Genomic DNA, 22,302 nt, shown 5'->3' with positions numbered 1-22,302 from the left:
AAATGAAAGAAAAGAGGCGTATGTATGTACTCAATCGGAGAAATCATTTCATCATATAGAAAAAAGAAAGGCTTGCTCCAGCAGGATCTCGCTGATGAACTGGCAAAGGAAGGCATTACCATTTCCTATAAAGCCATATCCAACTGGGAGAGAAATCTTGCTGAACCAAGCGTTACCATATTTTACAAAGTGTGTAGAATCCTTGGTATTACTAACATGTATGAAGCATATTTTGGAGTAAATCCTGCTGATCCTTTCTCATCATTGACTGATGAAGGCAGAGAAAAAGCTATGGACTACATCAATCTGCTCCATGCATCCGGAATGTATGAGAAGAAAATGGCTAAGATTATCCCATTCCGCAGCATTGATATATTTGAAAATGCTGTATCAGCCGGAACCGGTAACTTCCTTGTAGACGGACCGAAAGAGACTGTATGTATAGATGAATCTATCTTACCGGAAGATACTACTTTCGGTGTCCGTATTAGTGGTGACAGTATGGAACCTGAATTCCACGATGGTCAGATTGCATGGGTATTACAGCAGGAATCTGTTGCTAATGGAGAAATCGGCATCTTCGCTCTAAACGGAGAAGCCTATATTAAAAAATTGCAAAACGATACAGACGGAATCTTCCTTATCTCGCTTAATGAAAAGTATTCACCTATCAAGGTTAGTGAAAATGACCGCTTAGACATATTTGGAAAAGTTCTTGGAAAATCTGATGCTTCTGCTATTACAGGACATTACCGATAAAATTGCAAGTCCTTTTTATCGGACACATTATTTTGCATAATTGATAATAAGAAAATATCTATAGAACTGAAAGAAGGGATTCTTATGGCGGTTACCAATAATATCAGAGAAATCCGGGAGCAGCGTGGCATTTACCAGGATGACCTTGCCGCTGCTATCGGATACAGCACAAAAACTGTCGGCAGGATAGAACGTGGGGACAGTACCCCATCTGCCGAATTTATGCTACGGATATCAAAGTACTTTAATATGCTGGTGGAAGATGTATTCCATGTGGAAGATTGAGTCGGAGCAGCAATCCGGCTCACCTTCTATTTTGGACAGCTTTTCATGTCCTTATCAACAACTATAGTTTTTTGATAAATGCTTGACTGTAAACCTTGTTTATAGCTTATTATTAAGTAAAATAGAGTTGCTCGAAAGGAGGGCATAATATGACTATAAAAGACGTAGAAGAGCGAACAGGTTTATCCCGTTCTAATATCCGTTTTTATGAAAAGGAAAAACTTATTGAGCCTTCGAGAAATGAAAGTAATGGTTATAGAGATTATTCTGAAAATGATGTGGAAAATATAAAGAAGATTGCATATCTACGTACATTGGGAATTTCTATTGAAGATATACGAAGTATTATATCCGAAAAAGTAACATTGCAGGAAATGCTTGAGAAGCAAAAGGAAGTATTAAAAAATCAGATTACTGATTTGAATAAGGCGAAACTCATGTGCGAAAAAATGCTGGATGAAGAAAGTATTAGTTATGAAAAATTACAGGTAGAACAGTATGTAACAGATTTGCATGACTATTGGAAAGATAATCGAACTGTTTTCAAACTGGATTCCGTCAGCTTTTTGTATATATGGGGAAGTATGCTTACCTGGACTATGATTACCGCACTATGCTTGATTATTGGGGCTTTGTCTTATTCTAAGTTGCCGACAGAAATTCCAGTACAATGGAGTAAAGGAGTGGCAACATCCCTAGTTAATAAAAACTGGATTTTTATTTGTCCTGTTATATGTATCATAATCCGTTATTTATTAAAACCTTTTATCTATGCGAAATTACAGATGAACAATTATTATGGAGAAATTATAACAGAGTATTTGACAAATTATATGTGTTTTATTGTGTTGTCAGTGGAAATCTTCTCCATACTTTTTACTTTCGGAGTGGTAAAAAGTGTTGTTGTACTGCTATTTGTGGACACGGCAATTTTTATTGGATTGTTAGTAGTTGGTTTGGTAAAAATGGATTTGAGAGGGAAAGAAGTTTTATGATTCAAATTTTATATTTCAGAAATAACAATAAGATACTATTTTTCCCACGCCTACTATGAGAACGGCGGCTATGAGATAGAAATTGCATATACTGGCGAATAAAAGAACCGCTGTTGCATGGTTTATTGGCTTCCATGTAGCAGCGATTGAGCTGGGCACATGATACCCAGCTCTTTTACTATCTACTTTCAACATAAATTTAAAAATCACATATAATTATCCACTAAGTTATATGTAAAACTGTGCAAATCCTAATACAATTTTGCACCTGCTGGGATTGCGTCATCTAACATTACCAGATTCAGTTTTTCTTCTCCATTTACATTGTGAATTGCAGAAAGAAGCATACCACATGAATCTATTCCCATCATAGAACGTGGTGGAAGATTTACGATTGCAAGTAAAGTTTTACCTACAAGTTCCTCCGGCTCGTAAAATGCATGTACTCCTGAAAGAATAGTTCTTTCATTCTCTGTACCATCATCAAGTGTAAATCTAAGAAGTTTCTTACTCTTAGGTACTGCCTCACAATTTTTTACCTTTACAACACGGAAGTCTGACTTTGAAAATGTGTCAAAATCAACATATTCCTCAAATAATGGCTCAATCTCAATCCCTGTATTATTTTCAACAACTGCTGCCACTTCTTCTGTTACTACTTCATTGTTATCCATTTGATTGTAACTCCTTTGCATTAATTTCTCATAATAATATGTAATGTCGGTTGAAACCGCATTACTATTAGCTAGTATACCATATACATACTATTTATGGACGAAATAGGACATTTTTTTCAAATTGGTTGAATTTGACCCTATTTAACCAATCATAACCCCTATTATATAGCAGTTTGGAGTACTAATTGGTTTAATAATCAGTTTAAACAAAGAGATCTAACCAATCTTAAACCGATTAATCTTTAATATATTTTATCAACCTCAGATTCATACACCGATTCAGTATGAGTATCAAATAGCACCCACTCCACCAGATCAAACCAATCCGGTTTATCCTGCAAAAACCTATTTACTGTATGTACTGCAATCTTTGCTGCCAACTCAACCGGAAAACTATATACTCCCGTTGATATAGAAGGAAATGCAATAGACCTGATTCCATTATCCATTGCCAGCTTCATGGAATTAAAATAGCAGTTAGCAAGAAGTTCCTCTTCTCTATTCCTTCCACCATTCCATATTAGTCGGTCATTTTTTGCGGACAGTTCATACATGCTATCCTTTTCTGTTCTCTGCTCCTGCGTTTGCTCTCGTTTGATTTCTCCCTCCGTATCTTCTTGGCACAAGCAGGACAATACCTTGATGCACCAGAGCCCGGGACATATTCAACGCCGCACACCGTACAATTTTTAGCGGGCATTGCTGCCCACCGTTTTGTAGGTATGATATGTAATTCATCGACAAAGCCGATGAATTTATAGTAAATCTTGATTTCCTGCTTCACTGTTCCGTCTGCCATCTTCTCACGCTCCGAAACAAGTATCTTGTCTATGAGTGCGTTTATAACTGTTGCATCCAGTTCTTTTAAGCCTTGATAATTTCGGATAAGGGCGAGGAAGTCACGGATTCCCCGTGATTTCTCGTAGCTTTCATTAAGAGTTTCCGTCACCTCTTTCAGCCTTGCTTCAATTTCAAGCTGCTCTTTCTGGTATTTCCCCGACATCATCTCAAAATTCCGCTCGGTAATACGCTCCATGACCTTATCCTCGTAGAGAGAGGAAAACAGCCTGTCCAGTTCCGCAAGGCGTTTGTTCAGCTTCTTACGTTCTTTCTCTAATGCTTTCGCCCTGCTCTGGTCTGTTTCCGTGAGCCGCTTTTCTATGGCCCTGACCGCCTTTTCATCATTCACTGCCATATCCGCAAAACAGTTGATGTCGGCAAGAACGGCATTGAATAAATCCCTTGCTTCTATATTGTGGGCACTACACTCGCTTCTTCCGTTTCTTGCATAATTATTACATGAATACTGTACACAGTCGATAATCTCTGGGCGTTTCCTCCTGTGTACGTTCATTGCCCGCAGAGCACATCCGCAGTCCACACACTTGATAACGCCTGCAAAAATATTTACAAATCCTCCCTTGTTCTGTGGAAGCCTACGACTTGTAATAAGCTGTTGGACAATATCAAATTCCTCCTGCGTGACTATTCCCTCATGGGTATTGGGTATCACTTCCCATTCTTCGGGCAGCTTAGAGGGGCGTTTCTTGCTTTTCATATTGGCGGCAATCCGTTTGTAGCCTACAAGATTTCCCGCATATATCGGGCTTCTTAAAATGCTCCTCACGCTGTTCCCACTCCAAATATAGCGTTTGTCCTCGTTCCCCTCAAAATGACGTTCAAAGCCTGTTTCGCCACGCTCCGCCGCATAAGCGGCAGGGCGTAGGATATGCTGTTTATTAAGATGTCTGCAAATTTTGGCAACTCCATTCCCTTTTAATGCAAGGTCGAATATCTCTTTTACAACATGTGCCACTTTATCATCTATCAGCAGATGGTTGTGGTCGGCAGGGTCTTTGATATAGCCATAAGGGGCGGTAGTTCCCATGAATTTCCCCTGTTGAAACCTCGCCCGATATGCCGATTTTATCTTAACAGATATGTCAGCGGCATACATTTCGTTTAAAATGTTGCGGAAAGGCGTGATGTCCATAGCAGATTTATTCAAGGTATCTACGCCGTCATTGACCGCTATATACCTCACGTTATGCTCTGGGAAGAAAACTTCCAGATATAACCCACAATCAAGATAGTTTCTCCCCAGACGGGATAAATCTTTCGTAATCACGCAGTTTATCAGACCGCTTTCAATGTCTTTTATCATATTCTGGAAACTTGGTCTTTGGAATAATGAGGTGTGATAGCGATAGCGGCAAAAAGCTAATAAAATCAATGGTTTTGCGGACAGCGGATAGACAGGGAATGTGTTAAAAACTGAATACGCACACAAACGGCGTTACCTTAACCCCTTTGGGGGAGAAAGTAACGCCGTTTTTTTATGCCCGCAGGAAAGGAGGTGCAGCCGGAATGTATTTCACAAAGGGCAAGCAGCGGGCGTTTGAATTGCTCATGCAGCAGAAGCCGGGATTTGACCGCTATCAATCCGGTTGTGCCGGAGATGATGAAGATTGCGGCACTTGCCGTTTCTACCGCCCCGGGTGGAAATATGAGTTTTGCGTTTTCAAAGAGTGTCCCTATTGCCCCGGCAAAAGGACGCGGAAAACGCACGCCAGCATGGACAAATAGACGGGCAAAAGCCCTTGTGCCATGCGGCTTTGCAGACGCGAAAACGGCAAAGGGCATATTGCAATACCAAAACAGCCGAAAACGGCTTTCTAATTGTCCACGCATACCAAGAGAGGAAGTGAGGAAATATGGCAGTTTTCAGAGTGGAGCGAAATACGGGATATACCGTTATGAGCAACCACCACTTGCGAAACAAGGAATTGTCCTTAAAGGCAAAGGGCTTGTTGTCGCAAATGCTTTCGCTGCCCGAAGATTGGGATTATACCCTTGCGGGCTTATCCCATATCAACCGGGAGAAGATCGACGCAATCCGCGAAGCGGTCAAAGAACTTGAAAAAGCCGGATATATCGTCCGCAGCCGGGAACGCGACGAGAAAGGACGTTTGCGCGGTGCGGATTATGTCATATACGAGCAGCCGCAGCCCAAAGAGCCGGAAGCAGCTACCAGCAGCGAACAGCCGCCTACATCGGATTTACCTACATTGGAAAATCCAACATTGGATAATCCAACGTTGGAAAAACCTACGTTGGAAAAACCTACGTTGGAAAATCCAACGCAATTAAATAAAGATATATCAAGTAAAGAACAATCAATTACTGATTTATCAAGTACCCATTCCATTCCTTTCCATTCCCTAAATCCCTTGCCTTATGAGCAGGACGAAGCGGCTACGCCGCCGGAAAGGAAAAGAACGGAAGCGAAAACAAACAGCGCAATAGAGATTTATCGGGAAATCATCAAAGACAACATCGACTATGACATTCTCATTCAAGACCCCAAAATGGATAAAGACCGTTTGGACGAGATTGTAGAAATCATGCTGGAAACCGTCTGCACAGCCCGAAAGACAATCCGTATCGCCGGGGACGACTACCCCGCCGAACTTGTCAAATCAAAGTTTATGAAGCTGAATAGCAGCCACGTTGAGTTTGTTTTGGACTGCATGAGGGAGAACACAACCAAAATCCGCAACATCAAGCAGTATCTAAAAGCGGTGCTGTTCAACGCACCGAGTACCATTGACAGCTACTATACCGCCCTTGTCAATCACGACTTTTACGGCAGCAAATGAGCATAGCCGCAGTTTACCGGGAAAGGAGTTGATACCTTGCAGGAGGAAGTAACCCAAAAAACGATTGCCCTATCCGTCAATGTGGGAAAAGGCGCGGCAAGGCTTACCGAACAGGCGTTGCAGAAAGCAATCAAGAAGTTTTTGGAGCAGAAAAGCAAAGCCCCGCATGGGAAACAGACCATGCGGCAGCTTATGAAGCAAAATGCGGGTGTTTCCAACATCGAGATCACCGACAGCAATATCAAAGCCTTTGAGAGTACCGCGAAGAAGTACAACATAGATTTTTCGCTGAAAAAGGTTAAGGGCGAACAGACCCGTTACCTTGTGTTTTTCAAAGGCAGGGACGCGGACGTTATGACCGCAGCGTTTCAAGAGTTTTCCGCAAAGAAGCTGAACAGGGATAAAAAGCCCTCTATCCGCAAAGCCCTTGCCGCAGCAAAGGACAAGGCGAAGCAGCTTAACGCCGCCCGCGACAAGGTAAAGAAAATAGACAGGGGGCGCGAGATATGAAGCAGATGAACTACAAAAAGTTGATAATCCCGAATATCCCCTATGTGTTCTTTGTCTATCTCTTTGATAAGGTGGGACAGGCGGTGCGGCTTGCCCCCGGCGCGGATATTTCCGAAAAGATACTCAATATCACACAGGGATTTTCCGAAGCGTTTTCAAATGCCTTGCCGAGCGTTCACCCGTTGGATTTGCTTATCGGCATTGTCGGCGCGGTGGTTATCCGTCTGATTGTCTATGTCAAAGGGAAAAACGCAAAGAAATACCGCAAGGGCGCAGAATACGGCAGCGCACGTTGGGGCAACGCCGAAGATATAAAGCCCTACATCGACCCGGATTTTCAGAACAACATCATTTTGACGCAGACCGAACGCCTTACCATGAACAGCCGCCCGAAGCAGCCGAAATATGCGAGAAATAAAAACGTCGTGGTGATCGGCGGCAGCGGCAGCGGCAAGACAAGGTTTTTCGTAAAGCCTAATTTAATGCAGCTTCATTCTTCCTACGTCTTGACCGACCCAAAAGGCACCGTCTTAATCGAGTGCGGAAAGCTCTTGCAGCGCGGCGGCTACAAGATAAAAGTGCTGAATACGATAAACTTCAAGAAATCCATGCGATATAACCCCTTTGTGTATATCCGCAGCGAAAAGGACGTGTTAAAGGTTGTCAATACCCTTATTGTCAATACCAAAGGCGAGGGAGAAAAAAGCGCGGAAGATTTTTGGGTGAAAGCCGAGAGATTATTATATTGCGCGTTGATCGGCTACATTTGGTATGAAGCCCCCGCCGAGGAAATGAACTTTACAACGCTGCTTGAACTTATCAATGCAAGCGAAGCACGCGAGGACGACGAGGAATACCAAAGCCCCGTTGATCTGCTCTTTGCCGATTTAGAAGAACGCAGCCCCGACCATTTCGCGGTGAAGCAATATAAAAAATACAAATTGGCGGCGGGCAAAACGGCAAAGTCAATCCTTATTTCTTGCGGTGCGCGTCTTGCCCCTTTTGATATAGAGGAACTCCGGGAACTCATGTCCTATGATGAATTGGAACTTGATACATTGGGCGACAGGAAAACCGCGCTTTTCCTCATAATGAGCGATACCGACGACACCTTTAATTTTGTTATCGCTATTCTGCAATCGCAGCTTTTCAATTTGCTTTGTGATAAAGCGGACGACGAATACAACGGCAAATTGCCTATTCATGTCCGGTTTTTGCTTGATGAATTTGCCAACATCGGGCAGATACCCCGCTTTGATAAGTTAATTGCGACCATTCGCAGCAGGGAAATGTCCGCTTCTATCATTCTGCAATCGCAGAGCCAACTAAAAGCCATTTACAAGGACGCGGCAGAAATCATACTTGATAATGCCGACAGCACCTTGTTTTTGGGAGGACGTGGGAAAAATGCAAAGGATATTTCGGATAACTTGGGACGGGAAACAATCGACAGTTTCAATACTTCCGAAAATCGCGGCACGCAGGTTTCTCATGGACTTACTTATCAAAAATTAGGAAAGGAGCTGATGACACAGGACGAAATAGCAGTTATGGACGGTGGGAAATGTATTTTGCAGCTACGCGGTGTGCGTCCCTTTTTAAGCGACAAATACGACATCACGAAACACCCGAACTACAAATACCTTTCCGACTTCGACAAAAGAAACGCTTTTGACGTGGAACGGTATATGTCTACCCGTCCGGCAATCGTAAAGCCCGATGAAGCCTTTGACATATACGAAATAGATTTGTCCGACGAGGACGCAGCCGCCGAGGAATAACGGCGGCATTTTCATTTTCAACAACTTTTTTTGAGCCGCACAGCGGCAGAAAGCGAGGTTTATATGGAGTTTTTCAACAGCGCAGTTGGTGTATTGCAGACTTTGGTTATCGCGCTTGGCGCAGGTCTTGGCATTTGGGGGGCTATCAACCTCATGGAGGGTTACGGCAACGACAATCCGGGCGCAAATGCTCATGTGCCATAAAGTAACACACTGATAAATGCAGACAGCCAACCTCTATTCCGTATAAAATGGCATATATGGCATTTCAAATATGTGGTTCAGAAGTAGAAGAAAACTGAAAACAGTATTCCACAATTTGAAAGGATAGAGGTAATTGAGCATGGAAAAAACAGTATATATCACAGAGGAAGAACGGGAAAAGTGTCGCAAAGTGATTGATGTGTTTGAGGAACTGTACGAAATAGAGGACGAAGATATTTTGTTGGTTGATGTTGGTAGGTATGGCTTTGTTAAACTGCAATGCTATACAGCGTCACATGGCTTTGAGGAGCTTGACACCTATACAGACAGTAACAGCTTATTTGAGGGGCTTTGGGAGGAATGGCTTAGTCTAAATGTATTTTTGCTTGCGAGAGAAATGCAGTTAGCTGATGTTCTTTATGATGATTTATTCAACAATCTTCCAAAGGAAAAACAGTCAGAGCTTACCGGGAGAAAAGACTACTTTGCAAAAAAGGCGGGTATCACTCTGTAAAATGAATTTTGCAGAAAGGAAACGCTCTATGTAGTGGATAAAAAAAGATTAGAATGGCTCTGTATATAATAACATACAGGGCTTTTCTTTTCCGAACCAACGACCAAAAGACAAACATTGTGGAAATGTGCATAACAGGCTATGGAATCATGGATAACTCTATTCACAGCACATGGAAAAGCTAAAGTGCAGCTTTCCCACGTCCTGCAAACAGAGTTACCCACAATTCCATGATACAGTCAGTTATACACATTACGCACAATGCCGACTACTACGGAATCCAACTCATTTTTTCACAGAACAAGATTTGCTTTTACAGAAAGAGATTATAGGTTGGAATGGAGATACGGGAGCCTGCATAGAGCACAGTGGAAAAGTTGAAGAAACTGATTGAGGAAGAATTTGTCGGGCTTGTGTTTCTGTCTGCTGAAGATATGGAGTAATAGCAAATTGGGACATAGCGGTATAACTGCTTTGTCCCAATTTGTTTATTGCTTAAATTACACGTCCGTATTAGAATTGATATGCTTGCAGAAATCAAATATCTAACATACTTCTTCCCACTATAATAATACCATACAAATTTTATAAATACAAGACTGTTTATATAAGCTGACACATGCTAAACTAGCCTAGCAATGTTTCAGTAAAACTTTCTTTCATTTTTCAAGGAGGTCATAATCATTATGGGGAATAATCAGACAGAAAAAGCGTTTGAAGAAAAAAGATTAGCACAAACAATCTCTTTAGCCGAGGAACAATTAAAGCAGGCAAAAGAAGCGGCAGACAAAAAGAAATCAGAAATTATCGAAGCCAAAAAAGATGTGCGTGAAAATACAGAACACGGCATTACATCACTGTACACATCAGACGGTTTCGAGGCACTTGTTGAATTAAGCCAATATATCAATCCTGTTACAGACAAAATTATAGATTATGAAGAAGAAGAACATAAAATACTTCTGTTAGAAAAGATGATAAAATCGCCCTATTTTGCCCGAATTGATTTTAAATTTGATGATGAGGACGAATTTGAAAAAATATACATTGGACGTTCTTCTCTACGAAAAAACAGCTATCAAGAGATGTATGTTTATGATTGGAGATCGCCGATTGCCAGTGTTTTCTATCGTTTTATGACAGGCGAAGCGTTTTATGACGCTCCATGTGGACGAGTAACAGGTGAACTCAATTTGAAACGCCAATATGAAATAAAAAACGGAATACTGGAATATTTTTTTGATTCAGATGTTCAGATTGTTGATGAATTTTTAAGGCAATTACTGTCACAAAACACTACTGCTAAAATGAAAGCTATTGTTGAAACAATTCAGCATGAACAGGACGTGGTTATTAGAGATATGGAAAATGACCTGCTAATGGTACAGGGTGTAGCGGGAAGTGGAAAAACCTCTATTGCTCTCCACCGGGCTGCTTATCTTATGTATCAAGGTTTACAAACAAAGCTGTCCGCAAATAACATTATGATTATTTCCCCAAATTCTATATTTGAGCAATATATTTCAAATGTATTGCCCGAATTGGGAGAAGATAATGTTATTTCTTCCGTGTTTGAAGATATACTTAGTGAGTTATTAAATGGCAGGAAAATTCAGTCAAGAAATGATTTTTTAGAAAACTTGATTGTCAATTCAAAATACAAGGAAATTTCAAGAAATAGTATAGAATTTAAAACGTCAAGTTTTTTTAGGGAAATTTTAGACCAATTTCCCATTGATATACCCCGCCAGTGGATAGAATTTGAAGATGTTTATTATGAGGGAAAATGCGTTGTAAGCGGGCAAATTCTAAAAGACAAGATATTAGGAAGACCAGAAACACCATTAGGCATAAAATTAGAACAATTAGAAGATTATATTTTAGAACAAATATTTGGAACAGGAAAAGGGCGGGGGCATAAAGAAGAAAAAAATCTAATCAAGCAGGAAATACAGAAATTTATAAAAATTGACATTGTTGAATTATATAAAATATTATTTAGCAATGAAGCCTATTTTTATAGCCTGCTGCAAAATAGCAATCCGTCACAAAACATAAAAAATATTTGGAAATATACTAAGGAAAATTTGGAAGCAGACAGCTTGTATTATGATGACGCAATAGCAATCGCTTATTTGTATTTAAAAATATACGGAACAAATAAATATAAAAATATTAAGCAGGTAGTCATTGATGAAGCACAGGACTACTACCCTCTCCAATATGAAATATTTAATTTGCTTTTTTCTAATGCCAAATTTACTATTTTAGGAGATATGAAACAGACTCTTGCCAAAAAAGAAGATATTTCTTTCTACGAACAAATTCAAAAAATATTGAACAAGAAAAAATCTTCTCTTATTATGTTGGATAAAAGTTTCCGTTGTACGAATGAAATTTTAAATTTTAGTTTAAAGTTCATTGAACAAAGTTCACAGATAAAAAGTTTTAATCGGAATGGCGATAGCCCAAAAGTATATATTGCTGATAATTCCGAAATCTTCATTGATGAAATTGTTAAGGAAATAAAATTATGCCAAGAGAAAGGGTTTCAGTCGATATGCTTAATTTGTAAAACCGAAAAAAATTCAACCTATCTATTTAATAAAATTAAACACAAACTTGATATTCAATTAATTAAAAATGGGAGCGTATCAGATTTACAAGGCGTGTTTATCTTACCAGTATATATGTCAAAGGGATTAGAATTTGATACTGTCTTAATTTGTGATGCAGATAGCCAAAACTACCATGATGAAGATGATAAAAACCTCTTATATGTTGCCTGCACAAGAGCGCTTCACAAACTTAGCTTATTTTGTGAAAATGAGGTTAGCCCGCTGATATAGATAAATTTACAATATATTGAATTGCCTAAATGCCAAACGCAGCGTAAGTGCATATGAACAAAATGATAATAATTAGACAGACCATCTTTCTCTTTTAATGGCATTAAATTGACATTACGCTCTCTATCATATATATTTGTTGCTTACTGTCAAAAACACGACAGAAAAATATAGTTTAAATTCAACGGATAAAAGAGGTAATGAACATGGGGAAATTACTACTGCTGACACTTAACGAACAAGAGGAAACAGCGATTGACAAAATCATATCGGCAATATCTGATTATATACAGATTGAACCCATGCAGATCACAACCGCTTCCGTGTTATCTTTTCCGGGACTGGAAATAAAGCAGAACCAACGCCGGGTATTTCAAGACGGGGAGGAAGTAAGCCTTACCCGCCTTGAATACAGTACCCTTGTATATCTTGCTTCCAACCCCGGCATTGTCCTCACACGGACACAAATATTTGAAGCCGTTTGGAACATGGAAAGTGAAAGCTGCCAGTCAAGCGTTGCAAATGTGATTTACAACCTGCGGAAAAAAATAGAGCCGGACAGCCGCAAGCCCATTTACATAAAAACCGTTTTAGGTATGGGCTACAAGTTTGCTTCCGGGGAATGACAACAGAATAACCGCCGCCCGTTACAGCGGCATACCATGACAGGAAATCAGAAAAGGTTTCCTGTTTTTTTGCGCCAAAAACCGCGCTGATTTTCCAGCTTTGTCGAAAAGTTTTATCAAAAAGTTTTTCAAAACTTTGCCATATTTGCATTTCTCTGCGTAGTAAGGAGTAAAGGGGGAGTTTCGCCGTTTTCTTAGAGCAAGATTCTACCACAGTACCAAATTTCGCCTACCGGCTCATTTTGTCCTATGGGAATCTTGTTGGGGTTGCCACCCCAAGCCCGCCTTTTGCGGCTTGCGCCGCTTGAAAAAATCCACCCACGAAAGGAGGTTCACAGCCATGAAAAGATACAACACGCCCCACCGAAGCCGGGTAATCAAGACACGCTTGACCGAGGAAGAATACGCCGAGTTTTCCGAGCGTGTCACCCTCTGCAAAATGAGCCAAGCCGAATTTATCCGACAAGCCCTCATTAAGTCAAGCATACGCCCGGTCATTACTGTTTCCCCGGTCAATGATGAGTTACTCTCTGCCGTTGGGAAACTCACAGCCGAATACGGGAAAATCGGCGGCAACTTAAACCAGATTGCCCGCTGTCTGAACGAGTACGGCGCACCCTATAACGCCCTCTCCCAAGAGGTACGAGCCGCCACAGCGGAGCTTGCCGCCTTGAAGTTTGAAGTCTTGCAGAAAGTAGGTGAAGCCGTTGGCAACATTCAAACATATCAGCTCTAAAAATGCCGACTATGGAGCTGCCGAGCAGTACCTAACCTTTGAACATGACGAGTTTACCATGAAGCCCACACCCTCAACCATTTTAAGGTGATCGGCGCGGCGGCGCGGGTATTGGACGGGAAACAGCGTCTTGAAGTGCTGCATGGGATTTTCCACCCGGACGGGGAACGCTTTAACTTTGCGTGGGAATGGCTACCCGCAAGCGGTCTTTCTGTCAAAGACTTTATCGCGCCGTCCTCTTTCCGATTTGGCGACGGGCGAATGTTTCAAATGGGCGGCAAGTTTGGCGCAGTTTCCTTTTTGCAGATCGTCGCGCCGGAACTCTCCGACCGTATGCTTGCCGACTTCATGGACGCGGAAAACGGGATTATCGTCAATCTGCACATTCAGAGTATCGACCACAACGAAGCAATCAAGACGATTAAGCGCAAGATTACCGACCTTGACCGTATGAAAATCGAGGAACAGAAAAAAGCAATCCGCAGCGGCTACGACATGGATATTATTCCGTCCGACCTTGCCACCTACGGCGGGGAAGCAAAAAACCTACTCCGCGATTTGCAGAGCCGCAACGAAAGAATGTTTCTGCTTACGCTGCTTGTCTTAAACCTTGCAGATACCAAGCAGAAATTGGATAACGAAGTATTTGGAGCGGCGGCAATCGCGCAGAAATACAACTGCATTTTGACCCGCCTTGACTACCGGCAGGAACAGGGGCTTATGTCCTCTATCCCGTTGGGGGAAAACCTTATCCATATCCAGCGCGGCTTGACGACCAGCAGCACCGCCGTTTTCGTTCTTGCATTTGCTTTTTCGCTTGGCGGTAATCCTCATACAATTTGCTTTTTCTGTCGTTTAAGCTGCTATACTCCTTGCGCAGCGCGGCGAGATCGGGCAGCTTCTTTATCTGCATTTCCTTTAATGCCCTTGCCGCAGCTTCAAACAGGATAATTTCGCTTTCATGCCCCCGCAGATACTTTTCCTTGTCCCGCGACTTCTTGTATTCCTCGTAAATCGGTTTTAATTGTCGGTATGTGGTCGTGTGCTTGATAAGCAGCGACAAATCAGACATACGCTGCTCTACGTCCTTAACCGCCCTTGCCGCCGCGTCATGGGCGGTCATAATATCGGCTATCTTGCTTTCAAGTTCGCTATAATACTCAATCTTGTTTTCGGTTAGGAAGTTCATGCTTTTAGCAGCCTGTTTCAGATTATGGATTTTTGCCCACCGTTCATAGCCCGCCGACTGTTGGGCTTTGATACTGTTTTCAAGATCGACGACAAGCCGGATTTTCTTATCTTCCCGCAGCGTTTTTGTTTTGGCAACATACACGCCCTTGATACGCTCCTTTATCGCTTCTTCCGTATAGGCCGCGCCGAGCGTCTTTGTGCGGGTAAACCGTTCCTGTCCGGCAGCGCGAAAGGAAATGTATTTGCCCTGTTTGATTTCATACCCCATTTCCTGCAAGCGGCGCAGCAGTTCGTCAAAATCTTTCACTTGGGGAATGAGAGTATCTATCGCCGTTTTCAGCTTTGCTTTGTAGCTTGTCCCTTGCTTTTCGGCGGTGTATTCTGCATAGCTTTTTCCCTTGTCCTGTCCCGGTACGACGACGGATAGCCCATGCTCTTTACATATCCTGTCGCTGGTGCGCCGGATAAAGTGATAGCTTTGCTTGTTGGAATGGTACTTTTTGTAGTCAACGAAGCTAACCGCGTTGAAAATCAAGTGATTATGCAGATGGTCTTTATCGACGTGAGTTGTCAAAACAAACTCATACTTGCCGCCTAATACCGCCCCGGCAAGTTCCATGCCGATTTTGTGCGCTTCTTCCGGTGTGGTTTCTCCCACCGCAAAGGATTGTATCAAGTGCCGCCCTAAATGTGTGCCGCGATCTCCGGCAGCTTCCCGTCTGTCTTTTCGGGATTTAAGATATAGTCTATCGCAGCCTTTAAGGTTGATTTAATAGGGTGCGTCTTTGTAACCGCCATATCTCGTCCACCGCCTTTTTAATGTCCTCTATATCCTGCCTGTAAACCGTCCCCGTCGCATTGGCGCGTTTTGCAATCTGGTTGATGTTCCGGCTCACCGCTTGCAGTTCCCGGATATATGCTTTTGTGTCGCTTCGGTCAACGACAAGAATATACCCGTCTATCGCCATTTTACGGAAGTATGCCCCATACTGCTTTATGGGAAGCTGCTTCATCTTCTCGTCGATCAGCCGCTTTTCTTCTTCCGTAACGTAAAACTTCATCTGTATATTTCTCTTTCGGTTTTCCATTTCCGCACCGCCTTTCGGTATAAGGGTTTGGGATTATCCCAACAAGCACTTTTCGCAAACGGGTACTCGTTTGCTGTGCTTGCTATCTACTCCTTATCCCGTTTCAAAGGCAGCGTTTGTTGCACTCTCTTTCTAATTTGGCGCAAAAAAAGATTGCAGCCCCTATGCGCTGCAATCTCCTGCTTCCCATATTGTGAGGTTAGTCCTCTGCTTGTTCGACTTCTGTTATCTCCCTTGCCGTTGCGGTTACAATCCGTATGCCTTTATCGCTCATACCGTCCAGCAGCGCGTCAAGCTGCCGCCGCCCGGTGGATTTCTCCGCATTGCTGTTCGGGAAGAAAAATTGATCTACCGAAATATGATACCGGGTTACAAGGTCATAGAATACCTGTAAACTCGGCTGTTGTCCCTTGTTCTCGATATTCGCAAGGTAGCGCGGGGAAATATATAACTCGTCGCTTACCTTTTTGCGGCTCTCGCCGTATTCATTTCTCGCGGCTTTTATAGCTGCCCCGAAAGCCTTAAAGTCGTACAATGGTACGGGTCTTTTTGCCATTTTCATTCACCCTGTTACATTTTACAGTTCACCTTTCTTTTTGGATATGTCCACACAATTCATATCATTAGGTTAAATACTTCCTGTTGTGTATTGACAGTAGACTGATTTTCTGATAAAATAAAATTTATGTAAAAGGAGGCGGCGTTTATGTTGCATAGCATGCGTATTAGATAAGCATTGAAAAAAAGGATTTTCCCATTTTCAACATGGGCTTTTTTGTCATGCTTATTTTGCGGATGCTATACAAAAAACTAACGACGTATAGATATAGTATTGACATAGTGCAAGCTATGCCTTAGTTTTGTTGTACTGCTCTGTGCATTATAAATGCAGGTCAATGCTCATGTTGAGGATTGACCTGCATTTTTTTGTGTAAAAAGGACGAGTGAAATATAATGCTTAAAAAATATTGGATAAAATGTCCGATTTGTAACGGAAAGACGAGAGTTCAAGTATTTCATAATACTGTATTAAAAGATTTTCCTCTTTTCTGCCCTAAATGCAAATTGACGCATATCATTGATGTAGAAAAATTAGAGATTGTAATCAAAAATACAGAAAAACAAACTTTTATTATTTAGAAGAAAGGATATAAAAATGAAACGTTTACCTAAATATACGCCTGCGGAAGTACGGAATGATCCATACGGATTTACTTACAAAGAAATGTCGGAAGTTATTGGCGAGAATGAAGCAAAAGCCTTATATGAAGAATTATATAAGCAATTACCACGCAAAAAAAATCTATCAATGTTGGTAAAAAATATTTGCAAAAGCAGTGATACTGAAAAGTATGTTTACGAACTGAAAGACAACAAATACATTGAAACGGTTTTTATCAAGCGGCGAGATGGTGGAACTGTTTGCGTGAGCACACAAGTCGGTTGTCCTGTTGGTTGTATTTTTTGTGAGTCCGGGCGAAATGGCTTTGTTCGTAATCTAACATCGTCAGAAATCGTACAACAGATTATATTGTTGCGTCGAAAAGTAAACCGTATCGTTTTTATGGGTATGGGAGAGCCTTTATTCAATTATGACAACTTGATAAAAGCAATCCATATTCTCCGAGATAGATATGGGCTCAACTTTCCAACCGACGGCATTACCATATCAACAGTTGGTCCGGTCGATCAATTAAAAAAATTGCGCGAGGAACATCTTAAAATTCAGTTGACAATATCTTTACACGCAGCAACACAATCTGCAAGAAATCGTATTATTCCTCACATGCGCATATATGCTATTGAAGATGTTGTTAAGCAAGCCTTATCCTATTCTGAAAGGCATAATCGCAAAATTGTCTTTGCGTATTTGCTTTTACCGGGTATAAATGACCGGCCCTCAGATGTAAGACAACTTGCAAAATGGTTTCGGGGCAAAAAAGTTATGATTAACGTGTTACAATACAACCCAACAAGCAATTCAAGAATTAAAGCACCACAGAAACGGGAAATAGTTGCATTCAAACATCAATTAGAGCAAGCAGGACTTGAAGTTACTATGAGAGTTTCTCATGGCAGAGAGATTAACGCGGCTTGTGGACAGTTAGCTAACACATATAATAAATTCAAAAAAAATGATTAAAAGTGCCAGACGCATAGACGCAGAGCCGATAACGCATTAGGTCAAAAAACCTATGTGTTATCGGCTTTTTTATTTAATATTGCGCAAAAGCCGCTGTTCCCTATTATAGAATGGATTGCGGGTAGTGTATTAAAGTCGCCCTTTTTTAAGGATACGGCGGTATCGGGGAGGTATCGCCGTGTCCATTTTTATTTACTGTAACCCGCCTAATGCTTTGCGGTCAAAAAAAGCTATGCTCCGCAAGCGGGATATTCCGGCTATGAATGTGAACTGTCAATACATTTAGCTACTGCTTACATTTCCTTTGCGCCCGTCCGCGTCTTGCGGACGGGCGCATTTTGCTTTTTTCAACTTTTTTCTGAAAAGCGCACTCAAGAGCCATCTCCCGAACGGGTACGGAGCGAAAGGGGCAGAGAGGACAAGCCCTTAACTCCCGTCCTCTACTCCACGCGGGAAGGAGGTGAACTCTATGGAGCTATCTTCTTCCGACAAGGAAAGAATACAACATCAGTACGACGCATTAGCAAAGAAAACTTTGGTCGGCGAAGCGAAAAGCCACCGCCGCACTCTTGCGAAACGCGCAGCACGCGAAGTTACTTTTTCGGATTTGAGCGAAAGCGAACTCGCGCAGCTTTTCACAACGGACGAATACGAAAGCGATTATTTCCGTTTTCAAGTGTCCGGCTTTGATGTACTCGTCAAAAATGAACTGCTTGCCGAAGCCCTTAACGCTTTGCCCGAAAGGAAACGCGACATTATCCTTTTGTCCTACTTCTTGGATATGAGCGACGCGGAAATTGGCGAACTGCTGAATGTTGTACGCACGACGGTTTTCCGGCACAGGAAATCCGCGCTTGCGAAAATCAAACAGTATTTGGAGGGAAAAGCAGATGATGAATACCGTTAGGAAGTCTGAAAATCTGTTGCCGTTCCCTGTCATTTCCGCAGCGGCAAACGGCGACACAACCGCCATGTGCGCGATCTTGAAGCACTACGAGGGTTACATAGCGAAACTTTGTACCCGCACGCTGAAAGACGACGCGGGCAATACCTATTCCTATGTGGACGAGGAAATGCGTAACAGGCTGCAAGTGCGCCTTATTACCCGCACCCTTGCTTTTCATGTAGGATAATCTTTTAGCCCATGCGGGGAGCGTGTCCCCTTTCCACGCTTCCCGTTATGGGCTATTTGTCGTTCCGCAAAAGCATATCCGCTGTTGATGTGCTTTTGCAGGCCGACAAAGCCTTATTGTTCTTTGACAAAGAAAGCGGCCTTTGGTGCGCAGCATAACAGGCAAACGGGTACATTCCGTCTGTACCGAGCCAGTCGGCGGGTACGCCATGACAGCTTTTCCCCATAGGGGAAAAGCCGAGCGAGAACTACCGCGCCGTAAAACAGGTTTAGCAGCTTGTGGGCGACGACATACAAGGCGGCACAATGATACTCCCGCGTTGAACACCCTCAAAGTATTGCGCGGCGCACCCATAAGCATGGGCCGGGGTGAAACTCCCGTGAGGTTGCAGCTAACAACCGCCCGTTTTTGCCTTTTGACGAATATAGTTTATCCATACAGGAAAAGGAGGTTTTTCTAATGGATAAAAAACAGACAATTACAACCGAACGCAAAATAGGGAAAATCACCTATCTTGTTCAAGCGTTGCCGAGTGAAAAGGCAACCGATACAATCCATAAAAAGATTGAGAAACTCATTGTAAAGGATTTGCAGAAAAAGCCCGGAAATCCGGGATTTTTAGCGTCCGAGTAGTGCATTAGGCGGCGGGATATGGTATAATGATAGCAACACATTATACCTGTTTATTCGGCTGTCGGAAAGGAGGACTAATGTTACAGTCGAATAAAATCACCGCCCTTTACTGCCGTTTAAGTCAAGAGGATATGCAAGCCGGAGAAAGCGGAAGCATACAGCACCAAAAAATGATACTTCAACGCTATGCGGACGAACACCATTTTTTGAACACAAAGTTTTTTGTGGACGACGGATTTTCCGGCGTGAGTTTTGAGCGCGAGGGGCTGCAAGCGATGTTGCAGGAAGTGGAAGCCGGACGAGTGGCGACGGTCATTACCAAAGACCTTTCCCGTCTTGGCAGAAACTATCTGAAAACGGGCGAACTCATAGAGATTGTATTTCCCGAAAACGGAGTACGCTATATCGCGATCAACGACGGAGTTGACACAGCGCGGGAGGATAACGAGTTTACCCCCTTGCGGAACTGGTTTAACGAGTTTTACGCCCGCGACACAAGCAAGAAAATCCGCGCAGTTAAACAGGCACAGGCGCAAAAAGGCGAGCGCGTCAACGGGGAATATCCATACGGCTATATCCCAGACCCGAACAACCGCCACCACCTTATACCCGACCCGGAAACCGCGCCGATTGTCAAACAGGTTTTCGCTATGTTTGTTAGCGGCGTGCGTATGTGCGAAATCCAAAAATGGCTTGCGGAAAACAAAGTCTTGACGATTGGAGCGTTGCGCTATCAGCGTACAGGACAGGCGCGGTATCAGCGGGCAATGATCGCCCCCTATACTTGGCCGGACAAAACGCTCTATGACATATTAGCAAGGCAGGAATATTTAGGGCATACCATAACCGCGAAAACTCACAAGGTATCCTACAAGTCGAAAAAGACCCGGAAGAACGAAGAAGAACAACGCTATTTCTTCCCAAACACCCATGAGCCGCTTGTTGACGAGGAAACCTTTGAACTTGCGCAAAAGCGGATTGCTACCCGCCACCGCCCGACAAAAGCAGCGGAGATTGATATTTTTTCCGGCTTGCTGTTTTGCGCTGGTTGCAGACATAAGATGTATTACCAACAGGGCGTAAATATCGAGCCGCGCAAGTTTTCCTATTCTTGCGGCGCATGGCGCAACAGGGCAAGGACAGGCAGCGAGTGTACCTCTCATTATATCCGCAAAAACGTACTTCTTGATTTAGTGCTGGAAGATATGCGGCGGGTTTTGCGGTATGTTAAGGAACACGAACAGGACTTTATCTGTAAAGCTACCGAGTACGGCGACATGGAAGCGAGAAAGGCATTAGCGCAGCAGCAAAAGGAACTTTTCAAAGCACAGGCGCGTATGACCGAACTTGACACGCTTTTCCGCAAGCTGTATGAGGACAACGCATTAGGCAGACTGACAGATGAACGGTTTGTGTTTCTAACTTCCGGCTATGAGGACGAAAAGAAATCCCTTGCCGCAAGGATAGACGAGTTACAACAGCAGATCGCAACCGTTACCGAGCGAAAAAGGGATATATCAAGGTTTATTCAGATTGTCGGGAAATACAGCGACATACAGGAATTGACCTATGAAAACGTCCATGAGTTTATCGACCGTATTTTGATACATGAATTAGACCGGGAAACCAACACCCGGAAAATCGAAATCCATTATAGCTTTGTCGGACAGGTTGATACCGAGCAGGAGCCGACGCAAGTTGTCAACCATGACCGCCGCAACATGGTAGATGTAAAAAGTATCGCTATCTAACCCCAGCAAAATTTGTACCAGAATAACCATCGTCCACATACGTTTTTGCTATGTGCCATCCCTGCTTTTTCACATAATCCGTGAGGATGGATTTCTGTGTCGCAATGCTCGCACTCTCGTTATCCGTACCATCGTCTTTAGATAAGCGGCAATAAATGCCGACTAAATAGATTTTCTTTTCTTCTTTGATTCCTGCCATACTGTAAAACCTCCGTATCTGTCCTATCTGTTTTCATGTCCCATTGCGTACATTCTAAGCGGACAGCCCCTCATTGTCGAAGGTGTCGCCCTCGGCAATCTTCTTCCGAATATCCTCGGAGATAATCGGGACAAACGCTTCTGTAACGGTCTGTGTGCCGACATATTCACGGCTGATTATCATCTGCACTGGTGCTTTTGGCACGATACGCTTTCTCTTTTTATCTGCTTTCTTATCCTCGCCCATACTTAAATCTTCCTTTCCAGACAGGGCAGGGAAGAGTTTGGAAATGTCCCCGCCCTGCCAATCAGATACCATTAATCCTCGCTGTTTAATTCTTTCTGTAATGCTTTAAGGAGTGCCGCCGCTTCATCAGCGTTCAGCGTGATTCCCTTGCCGCACTTTTCACGGTTCGGGGAAAAGCTGCGGATGTCATACTTCGGCTCTTTCCCATTCCATGAAATGAGATTGATTTCCTTTGTGTAGCCACTGTCGCCCGTAGACAATACTGCGATTTCCTTTACGATTTCATACTGGATTTCTCTCATTCTCCATACCTCAACTCTCTG

23 protein-coding genes and 5 pseudogenes are annotated in these 22,302 nt (G+C 42.8%); 19 read left to right on the top strand and 9 right to left on the bottom strand.

Annotation, left to right across the window (positions count from 1 at the left end):
* Positions 1–24: 24 nt before the first annotated feature.
* The 3 genes from DWY37_RS14795 (at position 25) to DWY37_RS14785 (ending at position 2,039) form a co-directional block, all read left to right on the top strand.
* Positions 25–759, top strand: coding sequence for a helix-turn-helix domain-containing protein (locus tag DWY37_RS14795; protein WP_118542164.1), 735 nt, complete (start codon positions 25–27; stop codon positions 757–759).
* An 84-nt stretch (positions 760–843) separates the two neighbouring features.
* Entirely contained in the window at positions 844–1,044 is a 201-nt protein-coding gene (locus DWY37_RS14790) for a helix-turn-helix transcriptional regulator (protein ID WP_004611564.1), read from the top strand.
* Positions 1,045–1,193: 149 nt separating this feature from the next.
* Entirely contained in the window at positions 1,194–2,039 is an 846-nt protein-coding gene (locus DWY37_RS14785; RefSeq protein ID WP_015530080.1) for a MerR family transcriptional regulator, read from the top strand.
* A 251-nt stretch (positions 2,040–2,290) separates the two neighbouring features.
* Here DWY37_RS14785 and DWY37_RS14780 read toward each other — a convergent pair whose 3' ends face one another.
* The 3 genes and pseudogenes from DWY37_RS14780 to DWY37_RS14770 all read right to left on the bottom strand — a co-directional run.
* On the bottom strand, positions 2,291–2,713 hold the full coding sequence (locus tag DWY37_RS14780; RefSeq protein WP_055062793.1) for a methionyl-tRNA formyltransferase: 423 nt from the start codon (positions 2,711–2,713) through the stop codon (positions 2,291–2,293).
* A gap of 245 nt (positions 2,714–2,958) precedes the next feature.
* Positions 2,959–3,237 (bottom strand): annotated as a pseudogene (locus tag DWY37_RS14775) (macro domain-containing protein); the annotation flags it as partial.
* A pseudogene (locus DWY37_RS14770) lies at positions 3,229–4,919 on the bottom strand (recombinase family protein); the annotation flags it as partial. The pseudogenes DWY37_RS14775 and DWY37_RS14770, both read right to left, overlap by 9 nt.
* A gap of 164 nt (positions 4,920–5,083) precedes the next feature.
* On the opposite strand from DWY37_RS14770, the gene DWY37_RS14765 reads away from it, so the two are divergent.
* The 10 genes and pseudogenes from DWY37_RS14765 to DWY37_RS14720 form a co-directional block, all read left to right on the top strand.
* Positions 5,084–5,302, top strand: a complete 219-nt coding sequence (locus DWY37_RS14765) for a hypothetical protein (protein ID WP_002604486.1) — start codon at positions 5,084–5,086, stop codon at positions 5,300–5,302.
* A gap of 128 nt (positions 5,303–5,430) precedes the next feature.
* On the top strand, positions 5,431–6,375 hold the full coding sequence (locus DWY37_RS16205) for a DUF6017 domain-containing protein (RefSeq protein ID WP_055143522.1): 945 nt from the start codon (positions 5,431–5,433) through the stop codon (positions 6,373–6,375).
* A 36-nt stretch (positions 6,376–6,411) separates the two neighbouring features.
* On the top strand, positions 6,412–6,885 hold the full coding sequence (locus tag DWY37_RS14755; protein ID WP_006775667.1) for a PcfB family protein: 474 nt from the start codon (positions 6,412–6,414) through the stop codon (positions 6,883–6,885).
* A gap of 5 nt (positions 6,886–6,890) precedes the next feature.
* Positions 6,891–8,666: a VirD4-like conjugal transfer protein, CD1115 family gene (locus DWY37_RS14750; RefSeq protein ID WP_425474083.1), complete on the top strand. Its 1,776-nt coding sequence runs from the start codon at positions 6,891–6,893 to the stop codon at positions 8,664–8,666.
* Between the two features lie 63 nt (positions 8,667–8,729).
* Positions 8,730–8,870 carry a Maff2 family mobile element protein gene (locus DWY37_RS14745; RefSeq protein WP_079697803.1) on the top strand — a complete coding sequence of 47 codons (141 nt, stop codon included), beginning with the start codon at positions 8,730–8,732 and terminating at the stop codon, positions 8,868–8,870.
* A 139-nt stretch (positions 8,871–9,009) separates the two neighbouring features.
* On the top strand, positions 9,010–9,384 hold the full coding sequence (locus DWY37_RS14740) for a hypothetical protein (protein ID WP_002591345.1): 375 nt from the start codon (positions 9,010–9,012) through the stop codon (positions 9,382–9,384).
* A gap of 686 nt (positions 9,385–10,070) precedes the next feature.
* Positions 10,071–12,233 carry a HelD family protein gene (locus DWY37_RS14735; protein ID WP_118544572.1) on the top strand — a complete coding sequence of 721 codons (2,163 nt, stop codon included), beginning with the start codon at positions 10,071–10,073 and terminating at the stop codon, positions 12,231–12,233.
* 206 nt (positions 12,234–12,439) lie between these two features.
* The gene (locus tag DWY37_RS14730) at positions 12,440–12,859 is read left to right on the top strand and encodes a winged helix-turn-helix domain-containing protein (RefSeq protein WP_173821045.1); all 420 of its coding nucleotides are present in this window, start codon (positions 12,440–12,442) and stop codon (positions 12,857–12,859) included.
* A 340-nt stretch (positions 12,860–13,199) separates the two neighbouring features.
* Positions 13,200–13,595, top strand: a complete 396-nt coding sequence (locus tag DWY37_RS14725; RefSeq protein ID WP_117500819.1) for a plasmid mobilization protein — start codon at positions 13,200–13,202, stop codon at positions 13,593–13,595.
* Between the two features lie 60 nt (positions 13,596–13,655).
* A pseudogene (locus DWY37_RS14720) lies at positions 13,656–14,393 on the top strand (VirB4-like conjugal transfer ATPase, CD1110 family); the annotation flags it as partial.
* On the opposite strand, the pseudogene DWY37_RS14715 reads toward DWY37_RS14720, so the two are convergent.
* The 3 genes and pseudogenes from DWY37_RS14715 to DWY37_RS14705 form a co-directional block, all read right to left on the bottom strand.
* Positions 14,392–15,584: pseudogene (locus tag DWY37_RS14715) on the bottom strand (relaxase/mobilization nuclease domain-containing protein); the annotation flags it as partial. The pseudogenes DWY37_RS14720 and DWY37_RS14715 overlap by 2 nt on opposite strands.
* Positions 15,545–15,874, bottom strand: coding sequence for a plasmid mobilization protein (locus DWY37_RS14710; RefSeq protein WP_002584958.1), 330 nt, complete (start codon positions 15,872–15,874; stop codon positions 15,545–15,547). The pseudogene DWY37_RS14715 and the gene DWY37_RS14710, both read right to left, overlap by 40 nt.
* Positions 15,875–16,073: 199 nt before the next feature.
* Positions 16,074–16,430 carry a helix-turn-helix transcriptional regulator gene (locus tag DWY37_RS14705; RefSeq protein ID WP_044942672.1) on the bottom strand — a complete coding sequence of 119 codons (357 nt, stop codon included), beginning with the start codon at positions 16,428–16,430 and terminating at the stop codon, positions 16,074–16,076.
* Between the two features lie 398 nt (positions 16,431–16,828).
* On the opposite strand from DWY37_RS14705, the gene DWY37_RS14700 reads away from it, so the two are divergent.
* The 6 genes from DWY37_RS14700 to DWY37_RS14670 all read left to right on the top strand — a co-directional run bounded on the left by DWY37_RS14700 (position 16,829) and on the right by DWY37_RS14670 (position 21,534).
* The gene (locus DWY37_RS14700) at positions 16,829–17,014 is read left to right on the top strand and encodes a cysteine-rich KTR domain-containing protein (RefSeq protein ID WP_003431289.1); all 186 of its coding nucleotides are present in this window, start codon (positions 16,829–16,831) and stop codon (positions 17,012–17,014) included.
* A gap of 16 nt (positions 17,015–17,030) precedes the next feature.
* On the top strand, positions 17,031–18,017 hold the full coding sequence (rlmN, locus tag DWY37_RS14695; protein ID WP_006774449.1) for a 23S rRNA (adenine(2503)-C(2))-methyltransferase RlmN: 987 nt from the start codon (positions 17,031–17,033) through the stop codon (positions 18,015–18,017).
* Between the two features lie 469 nt (positions 18,018–18,486).
* Positions 18,487–18,924, top strand: coding sequence for a sigma-70 family RNA polymerase sigma factor (locus tag DWY37_RS14690; protein WP_002604474.1), 438 nt, complete (start codon positions 18,487–18,489; stop codon positions 18,922–18,924).
* Complete coding sequence (locus DWY37_RS14685) at positions 18,908–19,150, top strand: helix-turn-helix domain-containing protein (protein WP_002604473.1); 243 nt, start codon at positions 18,908–18,910, stop codon at positions 19,148–19,150. Before DWY37_RS14690 ends, DWY37_RS14685 begins: the two co-directional genes overlap by 17 nt.
* Positions 19,151–19,609: 459 nt before the next feature.
* Positions 19,610–19,783 (top strand): transposon-encoded TnpW family protein, encoded by a 174-nt coding sequence (locus DWY37_RS14675; RefSeq protein WP_002604472.1) that lies wholly within the window; start codon positions 19,610–19,612, stop codon positions 19,781–19,783.
* 77 nt (positions 19,784–19,860) lie between these two features.
* Complete coding sequence (locus DWY37_RS14670; protein ID WP_002604471.1) at positions 19,861–21,534, top strand: recombinase family protein; 1,674 nt, start codon at positions 19,861–19,863, stop codon at positions 21,532–21,534.
* 7 nt (positions 21,535–21,541) lie between these two features.
* Here the strand turns inward: DWY37_RS14670 and DWY37_RS14665 are convergent.
* From DWY37_RS14665 to DWY37_RS14655, 3 genes and pseudogenes are all read right to left on the bottom strand, one after another.
* Positions 21,542–21,733: pseudogene (locus DWY37_RS14665) on the bottom strand (recombinase family protein); the annotation flags it as partial.
* Positions 21,734–21,787: 54 nt separating this feature from the next.
* Positions 21,788–21,979: a hypothetical protein gene (locus DWY37_RS14660; RefSeq protein WP_001820669.1), complete on the bottom strand. Its 192-nt coding sequence runs from the start codon at positions 21,977–21,979 to the stop codon at positions 21,788–21,790.
* Between the two features lie 71 nt (positions 21,980–22,050).
* On the bottom strand, positions 22,051–22,281 hold the full coding sequence (locus DWY37_RS14655; protein ID WP_001206986.1) for a YdbC family protein: 231 nt from the start codon (positions 22,279–22,281) through the stop codon (positions 22,051–22,053).
* Positions 22,282–22,302 lie beyond the last annotated feature (21 nt).

Source organism: Roseburia sp. AF25-13LB (genome assembly GCF_003478915.1).
Lineage (GTDB): Bacteria > Bacillota > Clostridia > Lachnospirales > Lachnospiraceae > Roseburia_C > Roseburia_C amylophila.
Note: the sequence above shows the minus strand (reverse complement) of the source record. Positions and strands in the feature narration are given on the sequence as shown.

Bases quoted from the DNA above. Each gene is read 5' to 3' on its own strand.
- DWY37_RS14735 (WP_118544572.1), top strand. From the start codon at position 10,071: ATGGGGAATAATCAGACAGAAAAAGCGTTTGAAGAAAAAAGATTAGCA.
- DWY37_RS14780 (WP_055062793.1), bottom strand. From the start codon at position 2,713: ATGGATAACAATGAAGTAGTAACAGAAGAAGTGGCAGCAGTTGTTGAA.
- DWY37_RS14750 (WP_425474083.1), top strand. From the start codon at position 6,891: ATGAACTACAAAAAGTTGATAATCCCGAATATCCCCTATGTGTTCTTT.
- DWY37_RS14785 (WP_015530080.1), top strand. From the start codon at position 1,194: ATGACTATAAAAGACGTAGAAGAGCGAACAGGTTTATCCCGTTCTAAT.
- DWY37_RS14745 (WP_079697803.1), top strand. From the start codon at position 8,730: ATGGAGTTTTTCAACAGCGCAGTTGGTGTATTGCAGACTTTGGTTATC.
- DWY37_RS14710 (WP_002584958.1), bottom strand. From the start codon at position 15,874: ATGGAAAACCGAAAGAGAAATATACAGATGAAGTTTTACGTTACGGAA.
- DWY37_RS14730 (WP_173821045.1), top strand. From the start codon at position 12,440: ATGGGGAAATTACTACTGCTGACACTTAACGAACAAGAGGAAACAGCG.
- DWY37_RS14685 (WP_002604473.1), top strand. From the start codon at position 18,908: ATGATGAATACCGTTAGGAAGTCTGAAAATCTGTTGCCGTTCCCTGTC.
- rlmN (WP_006774449.1), top strand. From the start codon at position 17,031: ATGAAACGTTTACCTAAATATACGCCTGCGGAAGTACGGAATGATCCA.
- DWY37_RS16205 (WP_055143522.1), top strand. From the start codon at position 5,431: ATGGCAGTTTTCAGAGTGGAGCGAAATACGGGATATACCGTTATGAGC.
- DWY37_RS14765 (WP_002604486.1), top strand. From the start codon at position 5,084: ATGTATTTCACAAAGGGCAAGCAGCGGGCGTTTGAATTGCTCATGCAG.
- DWY37_RS14740 (WP_002591345.1), top strand. From the start codon at position 9,010: ATGGAAAAAACAGTATATATCACAGAGGAAGAACGGGAAAAGTGTCGC.
- DWY37_RS14660 (WP_001820669.1), bottom strand. From the start codon at position 21,979: ATGGGCGAGGATAAGAAAGCAGATAAAAAGAGAAAGCGTATCGTGCCA.
- DWY37_RS14700 (WP_003431289.1), top strand. From the start codon at position 16,829: ATGCTTAAAAAATATTGGATAAAATGTCCGATTTGTAACGGAAAGACG.
- DWY37_RS14670 (WP_002604471.1), top strand. From the start codon at position 19,861: ATGTTACAGTCGAATAAAATCACCGCCCTTTACTGCCGTTTAAGTCAA.
- DWY37_RS14790 (WP_004611564.1), top strand. From the start codon at position 844: ATGGCGGTTACCAATAATATCAGAGAAATCCGGGAGCAGCGTGGCATT.
- DWY37_RS14795 (WP_118542164.1), top strand. From the start codon at position 25: ATGTACTCAATCGGAGAAATCATTTCATCATATAGAAAAAAGAAAGGC.
- DWY37_RS14705 (WP_044942672.1), bottom strand. From the start codon at position 16,430: ATGGCAAAAAGACCCGTACCATTGTACGACTTTAAGGCTTTCGGGGCA.
- DWY37_RS14655 (WP_001206986.1), bottom strand. From the start codon at position 22,281: ATGAGAGAAATCCAGTATGAAATCGTAAAGGAAATCGCAGTATTGTCT.
- DWY37_RS14725 (WP_117500819.1), top strand. From the start codon at position 13,200: ATGAAAAGATACAACACGCCCCACCGAAGCCGGGTAATCAAGACACGC.
- DWY37_RS14690 (WP_002604474.1), top strand. From the start codon at position 18,487: ATGGAGCTATCTTCTTCCGACAAGGAAAGAATACAACATCAGTACGAC.
- DWY37_RS14675 (WP_002604472.1), top strand. From the start codon at position 19,610: ATGGATAAAAAACAGACAATTACAACCGAACGCAAAATAGGGAAAATC.